Genomic DNA, 15,483 nt, shown 5'->3' on the forward strand with positions numbered 1-15,483 from the left:
GAGAGACCGACATGTCTTCATCGCTTGGTGTGACCGTGCCGCTGTCACCGGCTGCGCCTGCGGCCACCGTGCCGACCGCCGTGGTGCGGCACTGGCGACCTTCGCTGCAATGGCTCTGGGCCTGGCCCTTCCCGCTGGCCGTGCTGCTGCTGTGGCACCTGTCGTCGGTGCTGGGCTGGGCACCCGAGCAGGTGCTGCCGCCACCGGCCCAGGTGTTCCGCACCTTCGCCGACATGCTGGCCAGCGGCGAGATCTGGAGCAACCTGCAGATCAGCCTGGTGCGCGTCTTCACCGGCTTCGGCATCGGTCTGCTGGGCGGGCTGGCGCTGGGCTCGGTCATGGGGCTGTCGCCCACGGCGCGCGACTACCTGTACCCGCTGTTCAAGGCCTTCGCCCAGGTGCCGGTGATCGGCTGGCTGCCGCTGCTGATGCTGCTGGTGGGCATCGACGAGGCGCTCAAGTTCCTGCTCATCGCCAAGGCCACCCTGGTGCCGGTCACGCTCAACACCTGCCAGGGCATCCAGGGTGTGCCCAACCGCTTCATCGAGGTGGCCAAGGTCTATGGCTTCACGCGTTGGCAGATGCTGCGCAAGGTGGTGTTCCCGGCCGCCACCGCGCCCATCTGGAACGGTGTGCGCTACGGCCTGACCCACGCCTGGCTGGCGCTGGTGGTGGTGGAGCTGCTGGCCTCGTCCGAAGGCATCGGCTTCCTCATCGTCTACGGGCGCCAGCTGTTCCAGCTGGACGTGGTGCTGGCCTCGGTGCTGGCGGTGGGCATCGTGGGCCTGGCCATCGACAAGCTGCTGTCGCTGGCCGAGGCCTGGCTGCTGCGCTGGCGCAAGCCAGGCTTGTGAGCAAGGAGAACAACATGTCACGAACACGTTCTTTGACCGCCGTGCCGCCCGCCTTGCGCGGTTGGGTGTTGCCCGCGCTGATCCTGCTGTTCTGGTGGTGGGCCGTGGCCTCGGGCTGGTCCACCTCGCCGCTGCTGGTCTCGCCCGCCGCGGTGTGGGACCGGGCCGTGCAGCAGATCACCAGCGGCGAGCTGTGGACCGCGCTCTCGGCCAGCCTGTGGCGCAACGCCTGGGGCTTCCTGCTGGGCGCCAGCGCCGGGCTGGCGGTGGGCGTGCTGCTGGGCTGGTCGCGCTGGGCCGAGCGCCTGGTGGGGCCGTCCTTCCACACGCTCAAGCAGATCTCGCTGTTCGCCTGGATTCCGATGCTGTCGATGTGGTTCGGCCTGGGCGATGGCGCCAAGGTGGCCTTCATCGCCATGGCGGCCTTTTTTCCGATGGTGCTCAACACCTTCGAGGGCCTGCGCAGCGTGCCGCGCGAGTTCATCGAGGTGGGGCGCGTCTACGGCTTCGGCCTCTGGCAGCAGCTCACCCACGTGATCGCACCCTCGGCCGCGCCCTCGGTGTTCACCGGAGTGCAGCTGGCGCTGATCTACAGCTGGCTGGCCACGCTGGGCAGCGAGTACCTGATGGCCTCGGGCGCAGGCATCGGCAACACCCTGATCGATGGGCGCGAGCACTTCCAGATGGACCTGGTGCTGTTCGGCGTGGCCGTGATCGGCCTGGTGGGCTACGCCCTCAATGCACTCACGTCCGCGCTGGAACGCCGTCTGCTGGCCTGGCGCGACCGCACGGTCGCCCGTTACTGATTTTTCTGGAGAGACACACCATGGCACACGCCGGCACCCTGGACATCCGGGGCCTGAACAAGCAGTACGAGGTCAAGGGCCAGCCCCTGCCCGTGCTGCAGGACATTCACCTCACCATCGAACCGGGCGAATTCGTCAGCATCGTGGGCACCAGCGGCTGCGGCAAGTCCACGCTGCTGCGCCTGGTCATCGGCCTGGAAGAGGGTTACCAGGGCGAGATCCTGCTGGACGGTGCGCGCATCAAAGGCACGAACCTCAACCGCGGCATCGTGTTCCAGGAGCACCGCCTGTTCCCCTGGCTGACGGTGGAAAAGAACATCGCGCTGGGCCTGCTCAACTCGGAACTGACCGAAGGCCAGCGGCGCGCCGCCATCCGCGAGCACATCGAACTGGTGGGGCTCACCGGCTTCGAGAAGGCTTACCCGCACCAGCTCTCGGGCGGCATGTCGCAGCGTGTGGCGATTGCCCGCGCGCTGGTGAACCGGCCCGACATCCTGCTGCTGGACGAACCTTTCGGCGCGCTCGACGCCATGACCCGCGCCCACCTGCAGCAGGAACTGCACCGCATCTGGCAGACCGAGGGCATCACCATGATCCTGGTGACGCACGACGTGGAGGAGGCGGTCTACCTGGGCGACAAGGTGGTGGTGATGGAGCCGCGCCCGGGCCGCATCCGGCGCACCGTGCCGGTGCCGCTGGCCCATCCGCGCGACCGCGCGTCCTACGCCTTCACCACCGTCAAGGACAGCGTGCTGCGCGAGTTCGGCGAGCACAGCGCCGCCGACCTGGCCGAACCCCCTTTGAGAACCGAACACCCCGAAACCAGCACCTGGCAGTTCGCTGTCTGACCCTTTTCCGTTTCCCCAAGGACCATCATGAACAAGACCCCAACCGCCTCCCTCCAACGCCGGCACTTCGTGGCCGGTCTCGCCGCCGCCGGCCTGGCCGCGCCTTGGCTCGCGCGTGCACAGTCCGCGGCTGCCAAAGTGGTGCGCATCGGTTCGCCCGACCTCGGCACCGCCGGCAAGCCCTCGCCGGGGGGCGGCTCGCTGGCCATCGTGCAGGCCAACCGCTGGCTGGAAGAAGCGTTCGCCAAAGACGGCATCGAGGTGCAGTGGCACTTCTTCCGCGGCGCCGGCCCGGCGGTGGCCGAGGCGCTGGCGGCCAAACAGCTGGACATCGTCTCGCTGGGCGACCTGGCCTCGGTCATCCACAAGGCCCGTGGCCTGCCCACGCGCTTCATCGCCGCCACCGGCCGCGGCACCGACAGCTACCTGGCGACCGCACCGGGCTCGACCATCCAGTCGGTGGCGGACCTCAAAGGCAAGAAGGTCAGCGTGCTCAAGGGCACGGCCTACCAGCGCCCGTTCGACAACCTGCTGACCGCCGCTGGCCTGAGCGAGAAGGACGTCAGGCTCATCAACATGGACTGGCCCAGCTCCAAGGCCGCGGTGGTGGCCGGACAGATCGACGCCACCTTCGGCGGCCCGGACCTGTTCATCCTGCGCGAGAAGGGCGTGAACATCCTGCCGCTCACCCGTGGCAAGGGGGCGTCCTTCACCATCAGTTCCGGCCTGCTGGCCACCGAAGACTTCCTGGCGGGCAATGCCCCCGCGGCGCAGCGCGTGGTGAAGCAACTGGTGCGGGCGGCCGCCTGGGCCTCGCAGGAAGCCAACCGCGATGCGCTGATCAGGCTCTACGCCAGCAACAGCGGCAACCCCGAGCTGTCGTTCCGGGAGGAACTGGCGGGCGACCAGCTGGGGGTGCGCTATTCGCCGCTGCTCGACGAGGGCTTCATCGCCAACTACCAGACCGTGCTGAACGACGGCCTGCGCCTGGGCCTGATCCGCGGCGAGGGCTTCGATGTGAAGGCCTGGTTCCAGCCGCAGTTCGTGCAGCAGGCCGTCAAGGATCTGAAGCTGGAGAAGGCCTGGCGCGAGACCGATGCCGCAGGGAAAGCGAAGGGGACGGCATGAGCGAACGCCCCAAGCAGCCCAACATCGTCTTCATCCTTGCCGACGACCTCGGCTGGGCGGACCTGAGTGTCTACGGGCAGACCCATTACCAGACGCCCCACCTGGACGCGCTGGCGGCCGGCGGTGTGCGCTTCACCCAGGCCTACGCCAACTCGGCGGTGTGCTCGGCCACGCGCTTCGGCCTGATCACCGGGCGCTACCAGTACCGCCTGCGTGGCGGGCTGGAAGAGCCGCTGGTGCGCACCGCCCACCTGCACGGCCTGCCGACCGACCACCCCACGCTGCCTTCTCTGCTGCGGGACGCGGGCTACGAGACGGCATTGATCGGCAAGTGGCACCTGGGCAACCTGCCGCACTACGGCCCGCTCAAGAGCGGCTACAAGCGCTTCTTCGGCAACTACGGCGGCGCCATCGACTACTTCACCCACAAGCCCGGGGTCGGCGCGGCGGTGCCGCGCGACCTCTACGAAGGCGAGGTGCCGGTCGAACGCGTGGGTTACTACACGCAGCTGCTGGCCGACGAGGCCTCGTCCTGGATCGGCCAGCAGAGTGAGGACAAGCCGTTCTTCCTCTCGCTGCACTTCACCGCGCCGCACTGGCCCTGGGTCGGTCCGGAAGACGAACATGTCTCGCGCGACCTGACCGACCTCTTCCACTACGACGGCGGCAATCTGCACACCTACGCGAAGATGGTGCGCTCGCTCGACGCCGCAGTGGGGCAGGTGGTGCAGGCGCTCAAGGCCAAAGGCATCTTCGAGAACACCATCGTCATCTTCACCAGCGACAACGGCGGCGAGCGCTTCTCCAAGACCTGGCCCTTCACCGGGCAGAAGACCGAGCTGCTCGAAGGCGGCATCCGCGTGCCGACGCTGCTCTCCTGGCCCGCGCGCCTGAAACCGCAGGTGAGCGAGCAGGTCACCATCACCATGGACTGGCTGCCCACGCTGCTCTCGGCCGCGGGCACGGCGCCGCACCCCGACCACCCCAGCGACGGCGAGAACATCCTGCCGGTGCTGCAAGGCCAGGCGCCGGTGCACGAACGCCGCCTGTTCTGGCGTTACAAGGCACAACGCCAGCGCGCCGCGCGCGAGGGCCGCTTCAAGTACCTGCGCATCAACGACAACGAATTCCTGTTCGACGTTGAAAACGACACGCTGGAGCGCGCCAACCTCAAGGACCAACACCCCGCCGTGTTCGCCCGCCTGCGCCAGGCCTGGGAAGACTGGAACGCGCAGTTCCTGCCGATCACCGACGAGGTGTTCACGCACGGCGTGACGCCTGACATCCAAGCCGACCGCTACGCGCCCGAGCGTGCGACGAGGGGGTGTGAGCGACGGCTTTAGACGAAAAGCTAATAAACAAACTACGACTCAGTCGTTTGGGTTTTGAGGCGCGCTGACCAGAATCACTGCATGTCTTCTCCCACCGTCGTCATCGTCCCTGGCTGGCGCAACTCCGGCCCCGGCCACTGGCAGAGCCTGTGGGCCGCACGCCTGCCCCAGGTGCTGCGCGTCGAGCAGGACGACTGGCTCAGCCCGCTCAAACGGCCCTGGGTGCAGCAGATCGCGCGCACCATCGAGCAGGCGCCGGGCGAGGTGGTCATCGCCGCGCACAGCCTGGGCTGCATCGCCACCACCCACCTGCCCGACGCCGCCAAGGCGCGCATCCGCGCGGCCCTGCTGGTGGCGCCGGCCGACCCCGAGCGGCGCGGCGTGCTGGCCGATTTCGCGCCCGTGCCCTACCAGCGGCTGCCGTTCCCCAGCATCGTCGTGGCCAGCAGCAACGACCCGTACTGCCCGGTCCGGCTGGCAGGCGCCTATGCCCGTGCCTGGGGCAGCGAGTTCATGCGTCTGAACGACGCAGGCCACATCAATGTGGAGTCCGGGCATGGGGAGTGGCCGCTGGGCCTGGCGCTGCTGCAAGCGCTGGGCGCGGAGATCACGCCGTCGCAACCGCTCCCGCTGGCAGCCTGATCTTTATTTCCAATTCGAATAAGAAAACAAAAACAAAGTCGTTTGATTTAGAACGACATGGTTTCAGAATGCCATGCATTCCTTCTATCGGAGCCCGATTCCCATGAAAAACACCTTCAAGCTCGCCCTCGGCGCCATCGCTTTCGCCGCCGCCTCCGCCGCTTCCGCCCAGACCACGCTGCTCAACGTGTCCTACGACGTGGCGCGCGAGTTCTACAAGGACCTGAACACCGCCTTCGTGGCGAACTACAAAAAGGCCACCGGCAAGGACATCAAGGTCGACCAGTCGCACGCCGGGTCCAGCGCCCAGGCCCGTGCCGTGGCCGACGGTCTGGAGGCCGACGTGGTGACCTTCAACACCACCACCGACGTCGATTTCCTGGCCGAGAAGGGCGTGGTCGCCAAGGACTGGCGCCAGAAATTCCCCAACGGCGCAGCGCCCACCACCTCGACCATGCTGTTCCTGGTGCGCCAGGGCAACCCCAAGGGCATCAAGGACTGGGACGACCTGATCAAGCCTGGCGTGCAGGTGGTGGTGGTCAATCCCAAGACCGGTGGCAATGGCCGCATGGCCTACCTGGCCGCCTGGGGCCAGGTGCGTGCCAAGGGCGGCACCGACGCGCAGGCCGCCGAGTTCGTGAGCAAGCTCTACAAGAACGTGCCGGTGCTGGCGCGTGGCGGCCGCGACGCGACGGGCATCTTCCTGCAGCGCAACATCGGCGACGTGCTGGTGACGTTTGAATCCGAGGTGGTGTCGGTGGACAACGAGTTCGGCAAGGGCAAGGTCGATGCGATCCACCCCAGCGCGTCCATCGTGGCCGAGAACCCGGTGGCCATCGTCGAACGCACGGTCGCCAAGAAGGGCACCGCCGCCGACGCCAAGGCCTACCTCGACTTCCTGTACTCGCCCGAAGGCCAGGAGATCGCCGCCAAGCACAACATCCGCCCGCGCAACGAGGCGGTGCTGAAGAAATACGCCGCCGCGTTCAAGCCGATCAAGTTCTTCACCGTCGAGCAGTACTTCGGCTCGCTGGGTGAGGCGCAGAAAGTGCACTTCAACGACGGCGGCCAGTTCGACAAGCTGTACACCGCGGGCAAGTAAGCCATGTCCGGACACGCTGTTTCGCTGCCGGGCACCGCGCCGGCGGCCGGGGGCGGTGCGCGCCGCAGCGGCGCGCGCGTGCTGCCGGGCTTCAACCTCACGCTGGGCATCACGGTGCTGTACCTGAGCCTGATCGTGCTGATCCCGCTCTCGGCGCTGGTGTTCAAGACCTTCACCCTGACCTGGCCGCAGTTCTGGGAGGCGGTCACCTCGCCGCGCGTGCTGGCGTCCTACCGCCTGACTTTCGGTGCCTCGTTCATCGCGGCCTGTGTGAACGTGGTGTTCGGCTTGCTGGTGGCCTGGGTGCTGGTGCGCTACCCGTTCCCGGGCAAGAAGATCGTGGATGCGCTGGTGGACCTGCCGTTCGCGCTGCCCACCGCCGTGGCCGGCATTTCGCTGACTGCGCTGCTGGCCGGCAACGGCTGGATCGGCCAGTACTTCGAGCCGCATGGCATCCAGCTCGCCTTCAACCCCAACGGCGTGGTGATCGCGCTGATCTTCATCGGCCTGCCCTTCGTGGTGCGCACGGTGCAGCCGGTGCTGGAAGACGCCGAGAAGGAACTGGAAGAAGCAGCCACCTGCCTGGGCGCCACGCGCTGGCAGACCTTCAGCCGCGTGATCTTCCCCAGCATCGCGCCCGCGCTGCTGACCGGCTTTGCCATGGCCTTCGCGCGCGCCGTGGGTGAGTACGGCTCGGTCATCTTCATTGCCGGCAACATGCCCATGGTCTCCGAGATCACGCCGCTGATCATCATCGGCAAGCTGGAGCAGTACGACTACGCCGGTGCCACCGCGGTGGCCACGGTGATGCTGGTGATCTCCTTCATCCTGCTGCTGGTCATCAACGGCCTGCAGGGCTGGCAGCGCAAGCGCTCCGCGGGGAATTCGCAATGAGTGGCCAGAACAACATCCGCAGCGCCCAGCGCGGCACCACCGAAGCGCCATGGGTTCGCTACCTGCTCACCGGCATCGCGCTGGTCTTCATGTTCCTCTTTCTCGTGCTGCCGCTGGCGGCGGTGTTCACCGAAGCTTTGCGCAAGGGCTGGGACGCCTACTGGGAAGCGCTCAAGGAACCCGACGCCTGGGCGGCCATCCGCCTCACGCTGCTGACCGCCGCCGTGGCCGTGCCACTGAACCTGGCGTTCGGCATCGCGGCCGCCTGGGCGATTGCCAAGTACGAGTTCCGTGGCAAGTCCTTCCTCACCACGCTGATCGACCTGCCGTTCTCGGTCTCGCCCGTGGTGGCCGGCCTGATCTACGTGCTGGTGTTCGGCGCGCAGGGCTGGCTCGGCCCCTGGCTGATGGAGCACGACATCAAGATCGTGTTCGCCGTGCCCGGCATCATCCTGGCCACCATCTTCGTCACCTTCCCCTTCATCGCGCGCGAGCTGATCCCGCTGATGCAGGCCCAGGGCAACGATGAGGAGCAGGCCGCCATCGTGCTGGGCGCCACCGGCTGGCAGACCTTCTGGTACGTGACCCTGCCCAACATCAAGTGGGGCCTGATCTACGGCGTGATCCTGTGCAACGCGCGCGCCATGGGCGAGTTCGGCGCGGTGTCGGTGGTCTCCGGCCACATCCGCGGCCAGACCAACACCATGCCGCTGCACATCGAGGTGCTCTACAACGAGTACCAGTCCGTCGCGGCGTTTGCCGTGGCCTCGCTGCTGGCGCTGCTGGCCCTGGTCACGCTGGTGATCAAGAGCGTGGTCGAGTGGCGCCACGAACGCGAGCTGAAGGCCTCTGCCGAACTGCCGCCCGAGAACCCTAACGCACGGCCCGCGCCGGCCCCCGTGGCCGCCGCCTGAACCGAACGAGGACGAAACCATGAGCATCCAGATCCGCGACGTCAACAAGCACTTCGGCAACTTCCATGCGCTGAAGAACGTCAACCTCGACATCGACTCCGGCGAGCTGCTGGCCCTGCTGGGCCCCTCGGGCTGCGGCAAGACCACGCTGCTGCGCATCATCGCCGGCCTGGAGACGCCGGATACCGGCAGCATCCACTTCAGCGGCGAGGACACCACCGACGTGCACGTGCGCGAGCGCAACGTGGGCTTCGTGTTCCAGCACTACGCGCTGTTCCGCCACATGACGGTGTTCGAGAACGTGGCCTTCGGCCTGCGCGTCAAGCCGCGCGGTGAGCGCCCCAGCGAGGCGCAGATCAAGCAGAAGGTGACCGACCTGCTCAAGCTGGTGCAGCTCGACTGGATCGCCGACCGCTACCCCTCGCAGCTCTCGGGCGGCCAACGCCAGCGCATCGCGCTCGCCCGCGCGCTCGCGGTCGAGCCCAAGGTGCTGCTGCTGGACGAGCCCTTCGGCGCGCTGGACGCCAAGGTGCGCAAAGAGTTGAGAAGGTGGCTGCGCCGCCTGCACGACGAGCTGCACGTCACCAGCATCTTCGTCACGCACGACCAGGAAGAGGCGCTGGAAGTGGCCGACCGCGTGGTGCTGATGAACCAGGGCGTGGTCGAGCAGGTCGGTTCGCCGCAGGACGTGTGGGACCACCCGGCCAGCCCGTTTGTCTACGGCTTCCTGGGCGACGTGAACCTGTTCCATGGCCGCGCGCACGAGGGCCTGCTGCACCTGGACGGCGTGGCCATCCAGACGCCCGAACACGCCGGCGCCCAGAACGCCCAGGCCTTCGCCTACGTGCGCCCGCACGACCTGGACGTGCACCGCTACCAGGCCGGTGGCGAGGTCGATGCCGCGGGGCGCCCGCATGGCATCGTGGCCCGGCTCGACCGCGCCATCGTGGTCGGCCCCATCGCGCGGCTCGAACTCATGCCGGTGGACGCCGCGCCGCGCGACGGCCACGACCCGCTGATCGAGGCGCAGATTCCGGCGCAGCAGTTCCGCGAGCTGGGCTTCCAGGAAGGCGAGACCCTGGTGGTCTCGCCGCGCAAGGCGCGCGTGTTCCTTCAGCCGACGGCCTGAGGGCCGGGGCCTCAGGCCCTTTGCAGTTCGACGGTGACGTGCACGATTTCTTCGTGCACCGACAGCCACTGGCGCACGGCATCGGCGGTCAGCGCCGGGTCGTGCGTGACCAGGGTCAGGGCGCAGGCCCAGGCGCCGCGGCCCACGCGCCAGACGTGCAGGTCGGTCAGGCGCAGGCCGTGGGCGGCCGCGTGTTCGGTGATCACCTCGCGGATCTCGCCCACCACCGGGTGGTCCATCTCGCGGTCCAGCAGCACCTTGCCGGTCTCGGCGATCAGACCCCTGGCCCACAGCGCCACCAGCACCGCGCCCACCACGCCCATCACCGGGTCCAGCCAGCTCCAGCCCAGCCACCAGCCCCCGGCCAGCGCCAGGATGGCCAGCACCGAGGTGGCCGCGTCCGCGATCACGTGCAGGTAGGCGGCGCGCAGGTTCAGGTCTTCGTGGTGGCCGGGGCCGTCGTGGTCCTCGTGGTGTCCGTGCGAGTGGTCGTGGCCATGGTCATGGCCGTGGTGCGCATCGCCGAGGATGAAGGCGCTGGCCAGGTTCACCACCAGCCCCAGCACGCCCACCGCCATCGCCTCGGCGTAGCGGATCGGCTGCGGGTCCAGCAGGCGCTCGACCGAGCCCACCACCATCAGCGCCGCCACACCCAGCAGGAAGAGCGCGCTCGAAAACCCGGCCAGCACCTCGATCTTCCAGGTGCCAAAGGCAAAGCGCGGGTCGGCCGCCAGGCGCCGCGCCATGGCGTAGGCCAGGGCCGAGAGGCCGATGGCCACCGCGTGCGAACTCATGTGCCAGCCGTCGGCCAGCAGCGCCATGGAGTTGAACCACCAGCCGGCGGTGATCTCCACCACCATGGTGCCCAGCGTGAGCCACATCACCAGGCGCGTGCCGCGCTCGGCGGCGGGGTTGCCGCTGTCGAAGGCGTGGCCGTGCGAGCAGTGGGGCGGGCGGGTGGCGGGCGTGGGCAGCGTGTTCATGGCGCGGTCGTGCGGGCGGTGCGGCGATTGTCCCGCACGCGGCCCGCGCGACGGCCGCCTCAGACCAGCTGCGCGCTGAGCATCTGCACCTGCTGGCGCAGTTCGGCGTTCTCGGCTTCGAGTTGCGCGACGCGCTGGCGCAGGGCGCTCACCTCGTCGCTGGCGGGGGCCGCTTCGGGGGCCGCGTCGCTGGAGGCTTCGGCGCTCTCATCGCGCGGCTTGCGGCGCGACTCGCGCACGCGCTTGGCGGCCTGCTTCAGCTCGTCCTTGCCGGCGGCCGCGGCGGCGCGCTGTTCTTCCTCCGGCAGGGTGGCGACCACGGCGGCGGCGTTGAGCGAAATGTCACCGGCCCGCACGGCGGCCACCACCTCGGGCGCGGCCTGCTTCTGGATCTTTTCGATCATGCCGACCTGCGAGGCGCTCAGGCGCGCGGCGCGCGCGATGTCCTCGCGGCTCTGCAGGGGCTTGGGTTCGAGAACCGCGGCCATCGCGGCGGCGGGCGCCTCGCCTTCCCAGGGGGCGTCGCCCGTGGGCGCTTCGGGCACCGGCCCGGCGTTCTGGTCCGCCTCGGCCTTGGCGCGCGAGCGCCGCTCGGCCACGATCTCGCGCTTGCGCAGCGCCAGCACACCGCGCTGGAAGTCCGACAGGCTGCGCCGCCCCAGGTGCTGGTCGATCATCCACAGGTGCACGTCTTCCATCGACTGGAAGCGCGGGTTCTGCACGGTCTGGAACGGCAGGCCGTGCTTGGTGCAGATGCCGTAGCGGTTGTGGCCATCCACGAGGATGTCGCCCCACAGCACCAGCGCATCGCGGCAGCCCTCGGCCAGCAGGCTGCGCTCCAGCGCGTCGTGTTCGTCGGGCGTCAGGGGTTCGATATAGGCCTTGAGTTCTTCCAGGACGACGATGTTCACGGTGCGCGCTCCCTCGGGCAAAAGGGCGCGATTGTAGAGAAGCGCCGAAGCCGTCTGTCGCCTCAGAACCCCACGGCCGCACCGTCGCGCCGCGGGTCGCTGGCGGCCACGTAGCCTTCGCTGCCCGGGTCGCCCATTCGCCAGATGAACTGGCCCGCGCCGAAGTCCTGGTAGGGGTCGTCGATCAGCCGGGTCTGGTGACCCAGGTCGTGCAGGCCCTGCACGGTGGCCCGGTCCATGGCCGATTCGACGTTGATGTGCAGCCCCGCGTCGAAGCGCCAGCGCGGCGCGTCGCACGCGGCCTGCAGGCCCTGGCCGTGGTCCAGCAGGCGCACCAGGGTCTGCATGTGGCCCTGCGGCTGCATGTTGGCGCCCATCACGCCGTAGCTCATCACCGGCTGGCCGTCTTTGGTGAGGAAGGCCGGGATGATGGTGTGGAAGGGCCGCTTGCCCGGCGCCACCAGGTTGGCCGTGTTGCGGCCCGGGCCGGTGTTCAGGTTGAAGCCGTGGCCGCGGTTCTGCAGGCTGATGCCGAAGGTCGGCTCCACCGCGCCGGAGCCGAAGCCCATGTAGTTGCTCTGGATGAAGCTGACCATCATCCCGCGCTCGTCCGCCGCGGTCAGGTACACCGTGCCGCCCCTGGCCGGGTTGCCGGCGCCGAAGTCCTGCGCCCGGTGCATGTCGATCAGCGCGGCGCGCTGTTTCAGGTAGGTGGGGTCCAGCATCTGCGCGGGGCTCAGGTCCATCGCGCCCGGCTCGGCCACGTAGCGGTAGACGTCGGCAAAGGCCAGCTTCATCGCCTCGATCTGCAGGTGCTGCGCGGCCACGCTGTCCACCTTCAGGGCCGCCACGTCGAAGTTCGAGAGGATGCCCAGCGCAATCAGCGCCGCAATGCCCTGGCCGTTGGGCGGAATCTCGTGCAGCGTGTACCCGCGGTAGTCCTGCGCGATGGGCGTCACCCACTCGGGCCGGTAGGCCGCCAGGTCGGCCTCGGTCAGCGCGCCGCCGTGTTGGGCGGCAAAGCGCGCCAGCGCCTGCGCGACGGGGCCGCGGTAGAACGCCTCGCCTTTGGATTCGGCAATCGCGCGCAGGCCCTGGGCCGCGGCCGGAAAACGGAACAGCTCGCCCACCCGCGGCGCGCGGCCCCAGGGCAGGAAGGCCTGCGCGAAGCCCGGCAGCGACTGCAGCTCGGGCGTGGCCGCGGCCCACTTCTGCTGCACCACCACCGGCACCGCATAACCGCGCTCGGCCAGCTCGATGGCGGGTGCCATCAGGTCGGCAAAGGGCAGCTTGCCGAAGCGCTCGCTCAGCGCCACCCAGCCCGCCACTGCGCCAGGCACGGTCACCGAATCCAGCCCGCGCTTGGGCGGCGTCAGCGCATCGGCGCCGTACTTGCCGTGGAAGTAGCCGGGCGTCCAGGCCTGGGGCGCGGTGCCGCTGGCGTTCAGGCCGTGCAGCTGCTGCCCGTCCCAGAGGATGCAGAAGGCGTCCGAGCCCAGGCCGTTGCTCACCGGCTCGGTGATGGTCAGCGCCGCCGCCGCGGCAATGGCCGCGTCCACCGCGTTGCCGCCGGCCAGCAGCATGCGCAGCCCGGCCTGCGCGGCCAGCGGGTGCGAGGTGCTGACGACGTTGCGCGCGAACAGCGGCAGGCGGGTGCTGGCGTAGGGGTTGGGGGTGTGCAGGTTCATGGCGGGGCTCCGGCAAACAGAGGGGCCATTGTGGGGCGCGCGGTGGTTGGTGCTGTGTCGCGGGGGATCAGTCGCCTGGTGGGCAACCACATGGCCACTGCGCGAGGCGCGGCCTGTCGAGCTTGGTTTATTCGTGCATGAAACGGTGGGGCCGAATGGCCTGCAGGCTGCTGTGCAGGTCCGAACAGGTGGCGCTTTGCAGCGGGTGCGGTAGTTCGCATCCAAACCCCACTGACTTCTCAACGATGGTTCGCTGCCATTCACTCTTCATATCAACAGTTGATCGAGACTGCTTCAAAACGTACCGCAGCTATTCCTGAGGTACTTTGCAGCCTTGAATCTCATTTCACTCGCTGCGCCGCAGCCGAGGAAACAATCGCTCGGCATTGCCGCGGTGGATGGCGTGGCGCTGGGCATCCGTCACGGGGTAGCCGTCCAGCAACGCCGCGAAGTGCAGGCTGCGCTCTTTGGGCGCAAAAGGCCAGTCGCTGCCAAAAGTGATCTGGCCGGGGTCGGCGAAGGCCAGCAGCGACGGCAGCGCATATGGGCTGCTGGAGAGTGCGGTGTCGAACCAAAAGCGGCGCAGCCGCGCGATACCGGCCTCGTTCGATCCGTCGGGTGAACAGATCCTCGCCACGCGCTCCGCCGCATACGGCAAAAAGCCGCCCGCATGTGAGAGCACGATCTTCATGTTCGGGTAGCGCTCCAGCACGCCCGACTGAGCCAGATGAATGGCGGCGCGCGTGGTGTCGAGCAGGAAATCGGCAGCGAAGGGCGGGATGCCGGGCACCTCGGGCGCCTGCAGTTCAGAGGGATGCACGAACACCACCGTGCCGCGTCGGCCCAACTCATCCATCAACGGTTCCCACACCGGGTCACCCAGGTAGGTGCCGCGCACGCTGGCCAGCAGCATCACGCCATCGGCGCCCAGCACGTCCAGAGCGTGACGCGCCTCGGCAATGGCACCGGCCACGTCGGGCAGCGGCAGCACAGCGAAGAGGCCGAAGCGACCCGGCGGGTGGCCGCGCACCACCGATGACATGAATTCGTTGACCTCGCGCGCCTTCTCGCGCGCCTCGCCGTCGTCGCCCAGGTGCACCCCCGGGGTGGAGATGGACAGGATGCCGGTGGCAATCGAAGCCGCAGCCATCAGTTCCAGCGCGCCTTCGGCGCTCCATTCGGGCAGCAGACGGCCACCTGCGGCCTGAATACCGTGGCGCTGCAGCCAGGCAGCGTAGAACGGCGGGACGACGTGGTGGTGGGTGTCGATCCGTGTCGGGGCCATGGTCATTCGCGCTCGATCTTGGCCGCTTGCACGACCTTGGCCCACTTGGCACGTTCTTCCTTGATAAAGCCGTCCAGAGCGGCTGTCGTGCCACCCAGCTCGAAGGTGCCCAGGGTGCGAAGCTTCGCCACGATCTCGGGTCGGGCAAGCACCGTGTTGGTGTCCTTGGCCACACGCTCGACGATGGCGGCCGGCATGCCGGCGGGCGCCATGAACGCCATCCAGCCCTGCATGACCAGATCGACCCCCTGCTCCTTGGCCGTGGGCACCTCTTCATGCCCGGGAATGCGCCGTGCTGTGGTGACTGCGATCGGTCGCAGGCGTGCATCGGCTGCTCCGATCAATGGCGCCATCGGCGGCACGGCGTCGATGTAGACCTCGGTGCGGCCAGCGATGGTGTCTGTCGCGGCCTGCTGGCTACCCTTGTAGGGGATGTTCAGCATGTCGATTTGCGCCACCTGATTGAGGGTCTCGCCCACCAGATGGGGAATGTTCTTGGCCCCAGAGGTGGCGAACGACACCTTGCCGGGACGGGCTTTTGCGTAAGTCACCAACTCCTTGAGATCCTTGACCGGCACGGCAGGATTCACGGCCACCATCATCGGGTTCACGCCCACGCGCACCACCGGGTCAAAGTCCTTGTCCGCGTCGAAGCCCGGTGCCTTGAACAGGAACTGGTTCATCACCACGGGCGTGGCATGCGCGAACCACAGCGTGTAGCCGTCGGGCGCAGAGCGGGCTGCGGTCTGGGCGCCAATGTTGCCGCCAGCGCCTGGGCGGTTGTCGACGACCACACCCTTGCCCCACATCGCGCCGAGCTGTTCGCCAATCAGGCGGGCAATGATGTCCGGCGCGCTGCCGGGCGCCGCGCTCACGACTATCCTCACCGGTTTGTCGGGCCATGCCTGTGCGTGAGCCGACCATGGCAGGACAGCCGAAAAAGACAGGGTGGTGGCAGCCAGCGTGTG

General features: G+C 68.3%; 15 protein-coding genes. 10 read left to right on the forward strand and 5 right to left on the reverse strand.

Annotated elements, in window-relative coordinates; translation table 11 throughout:
- Positions 1–11 precede the first annotated feature (11 nt).
- The 10 genes from HPS01S_RS01515 (at position 12) to HPS01S_RS01560 (ending at position 9,648) form a co-directional block, all read left to right on the forward strand.
- Positions 12–854 carry an ABC transporter permease gene (locus HPS01S_RS01515; protein WP_066150189.1) on the forward strand — a complete coding sequence of 281 codons (843 nt, stop codon included), beginning with the start codon at positions 12–14 and terminating at the stop codon, positions 852–854.
- A gap of 14 nt (positions 855–868) precedes the next feature.
- Positions 869–1,660 carry an ABC transporter permease gene (locus HPS01S_RS01520; protein ID WP_066150192.1) on the forward strand — a complete coding sequence of 264 codons (792 nt, stop codon included), beginning with the start codon at positions 869–871 and terminating at the stop codon, positions 1,658–1,660.
- Between the two features lie 20 nt (positions 1,661–1,680).
- Positions 1,681–2,508 carry an ABC transporter ATP-binding protein gene (locus HPS01S_RS01525; protein ID WP_066150194.1) on the forward strand — a complete coding sequence of 276 codons (828 nt, stop codon included), beginning with the start codon at positions 1,681–1,683 and terminating at the stop codon, positions 2,506–2,508.
- 27 nt (positions 2,509–2,535) lie between these two features.
- Positions 2,536–3,636 carry an ABC transporter substrate-binding protein gene (locus HPS01S_RS01530; RefSeq protein ID WP_066150197.1) on the forward strand — a complete coding sequence of 367 codons (1,101 nt, stop codon included), beginning with the start codon at positions 2,536–2,538 and terminating at the stop codon, positions 3,634–3,636.
- Positions 3,633–4,979 carry a sulfatase family protein gene (locus HPS01S_RS01535; RefSeq protein ID WP_066150201.1) on the forward strand — a complete coding sequence of 449 codons (1,347 nt, stop codon included), beginning with the start codon at positions 3,633–3,635 and terminating at the stop codon, positions 4,977–4,979. Before HPS01S_RS01530 ends, HPS01S_RS01535 begins: the two co-directional genes overlap by 4 nt.
- Positions 4,980–5,048: 69 nt before the next feature.
- Positions 5,049–5,609 (forward strand): RBBP9/YdeN family alpha/beta hydrolase, encoded by a 561-nt coding sequence (locus HPS01S_RS01540; protein WP_066150204.1) that lies wholly within the window; start codon positions 5,049–5,051, stop codon positions 5,607–5,609.
- Positions 5,610–5,712: 103 nt separating this feature from the next.
- Entirely contained in the window at positions 5,713–6,711 is a 999-nt protein-coding gene (locus HPS01S_RS01545; RefSeq protein ID WP_066150207.1) for a sulfate ABC transporter substrate-binding protein, read from the forward strand.
- Between the two features lie 3 nt (positions 6,712–6,714).
- A complete protein-coding gene (cysT, locus tag HPS01S_RS01550) occupies positions 6,715–7,605 on the forward strand; it encodes a sulfate ABC transporter permease subunit CysT (RefSeq protein WP_066150209.1) in 891 nt (296 codons plus the stop codon).
- Positions 7,602–8,519, forward strand: a complete 918-nt coding sequence (gene cysW / locus HPS01S_RS01555; protein ID WP_066150212.1) for a sulfate ABC transporter permease subunit CysW — start codon at positions 7,602–7,604, stop codon at positions 8,517–8,519. The genes cysT and cysW overlap by 4 nt, the downstream gene beginning before the upstream one ends.
- Positions 8,520–8,538: 19 nt before the next feature.
- Positions 8,539–9,648 carry a sulfate/molybdate ABC transporter ATP-binding protein gene (locus HPS01S_RS01560; RefSeq protein ID WP_066150215.1) on the forward strand — a complete coding sequence of 370 codons (1,110 nt, stop codon included), beginning with the start codon at positions 8,539–8,541 and terminating at the stop codon, positions 9,646–9,648.
- Positions 9,649–9,659: 11 nt separating this feature from the next.
- Here the strand turns inward: HPS01S_RS01560 and dmeF are convergent, their stop codons facing one another.
- From dmeF to HPS01S_RS01585, 5 genes are all read right to left on the reverse strand, one after another.
- Positions 9,660–10,631, reverse strand: a complete 972-nt coding sequence (dmeF, locus tag HPS01S_RS01565) for a CDF family Co(II)/Ni(II) efflux transporter DmeF (RefSeq protein WP_066150218.1) — start codon at positions 10,629–10,631, stop codon at positions 9,660–9,662.
- A gap of 59 nt (positions 10,632–10,690) precedes the next feature.
- Entirely contained in the window at positions 10,691–11,542 is an 852-nt protein-coding gene (locus HPS01S_RS01570; protein WP_066150899.1) for a plasmid replication/partition related protein, read from the reverse strand.
- Between the two features lie 62 nt (positions 11,543–11,604).
- Positions 11,605–13,230 carry a gamma-glutamyltransferase family protein gene (locus HPS01S_RS01575; protein ID WP_066150220.1) on the reverse strand — a complete coding sequence of 542 codons (1,626 nt, stop codon included), beginning with the start codon at positions 13,228–13,230 and terminating at the stop codon, positions 11,605–11,607.
- Positions 13,231–13,576: 346 nt separating this feature from the next.
- Positions 13,577–14,515: an amidohydrolase family protein gene (locus tag HPS01S_RS01580; RefSeq protein WP_255284127.1), complete on the reverse strand. Its 939-nt coding sequence runs from the start codon at positions 14,513–14,515 to the stop codon at positions 13,577–13,579.
- A 2-nt stretch (positions 14,516–14,517) separates the two neighbouring features.
- Positions 14,518–15,390: a Bug family tripartite tricarboxylate transporter substrate binding protein gene (locus HPS01S_RS01585; RefSeq protein ID WP_169803924.1), complete on the reverse strand. Its 873-nt coding sequence runs from the start codon at positions 15,388–15,390 to the stop codon at positions 14,518–14,520.
- Between the last annotated feature and the right edge of the window lie 93 nt (positions 15,391–15,483).

The sequence above is a fragment of the Hydrogenophaga pseudoflava NBRC 102511 genome, assembly GCF_001592285.1.
In the GTDB taxonomy this organism is placed as follows: Bacteria; Pseudomonadota; Gammaproteobacteria; order Burkholderiales; family Burkholderiaceae_C; genus Hydrogenophaga; species Hydrogenophaga pseudoflava.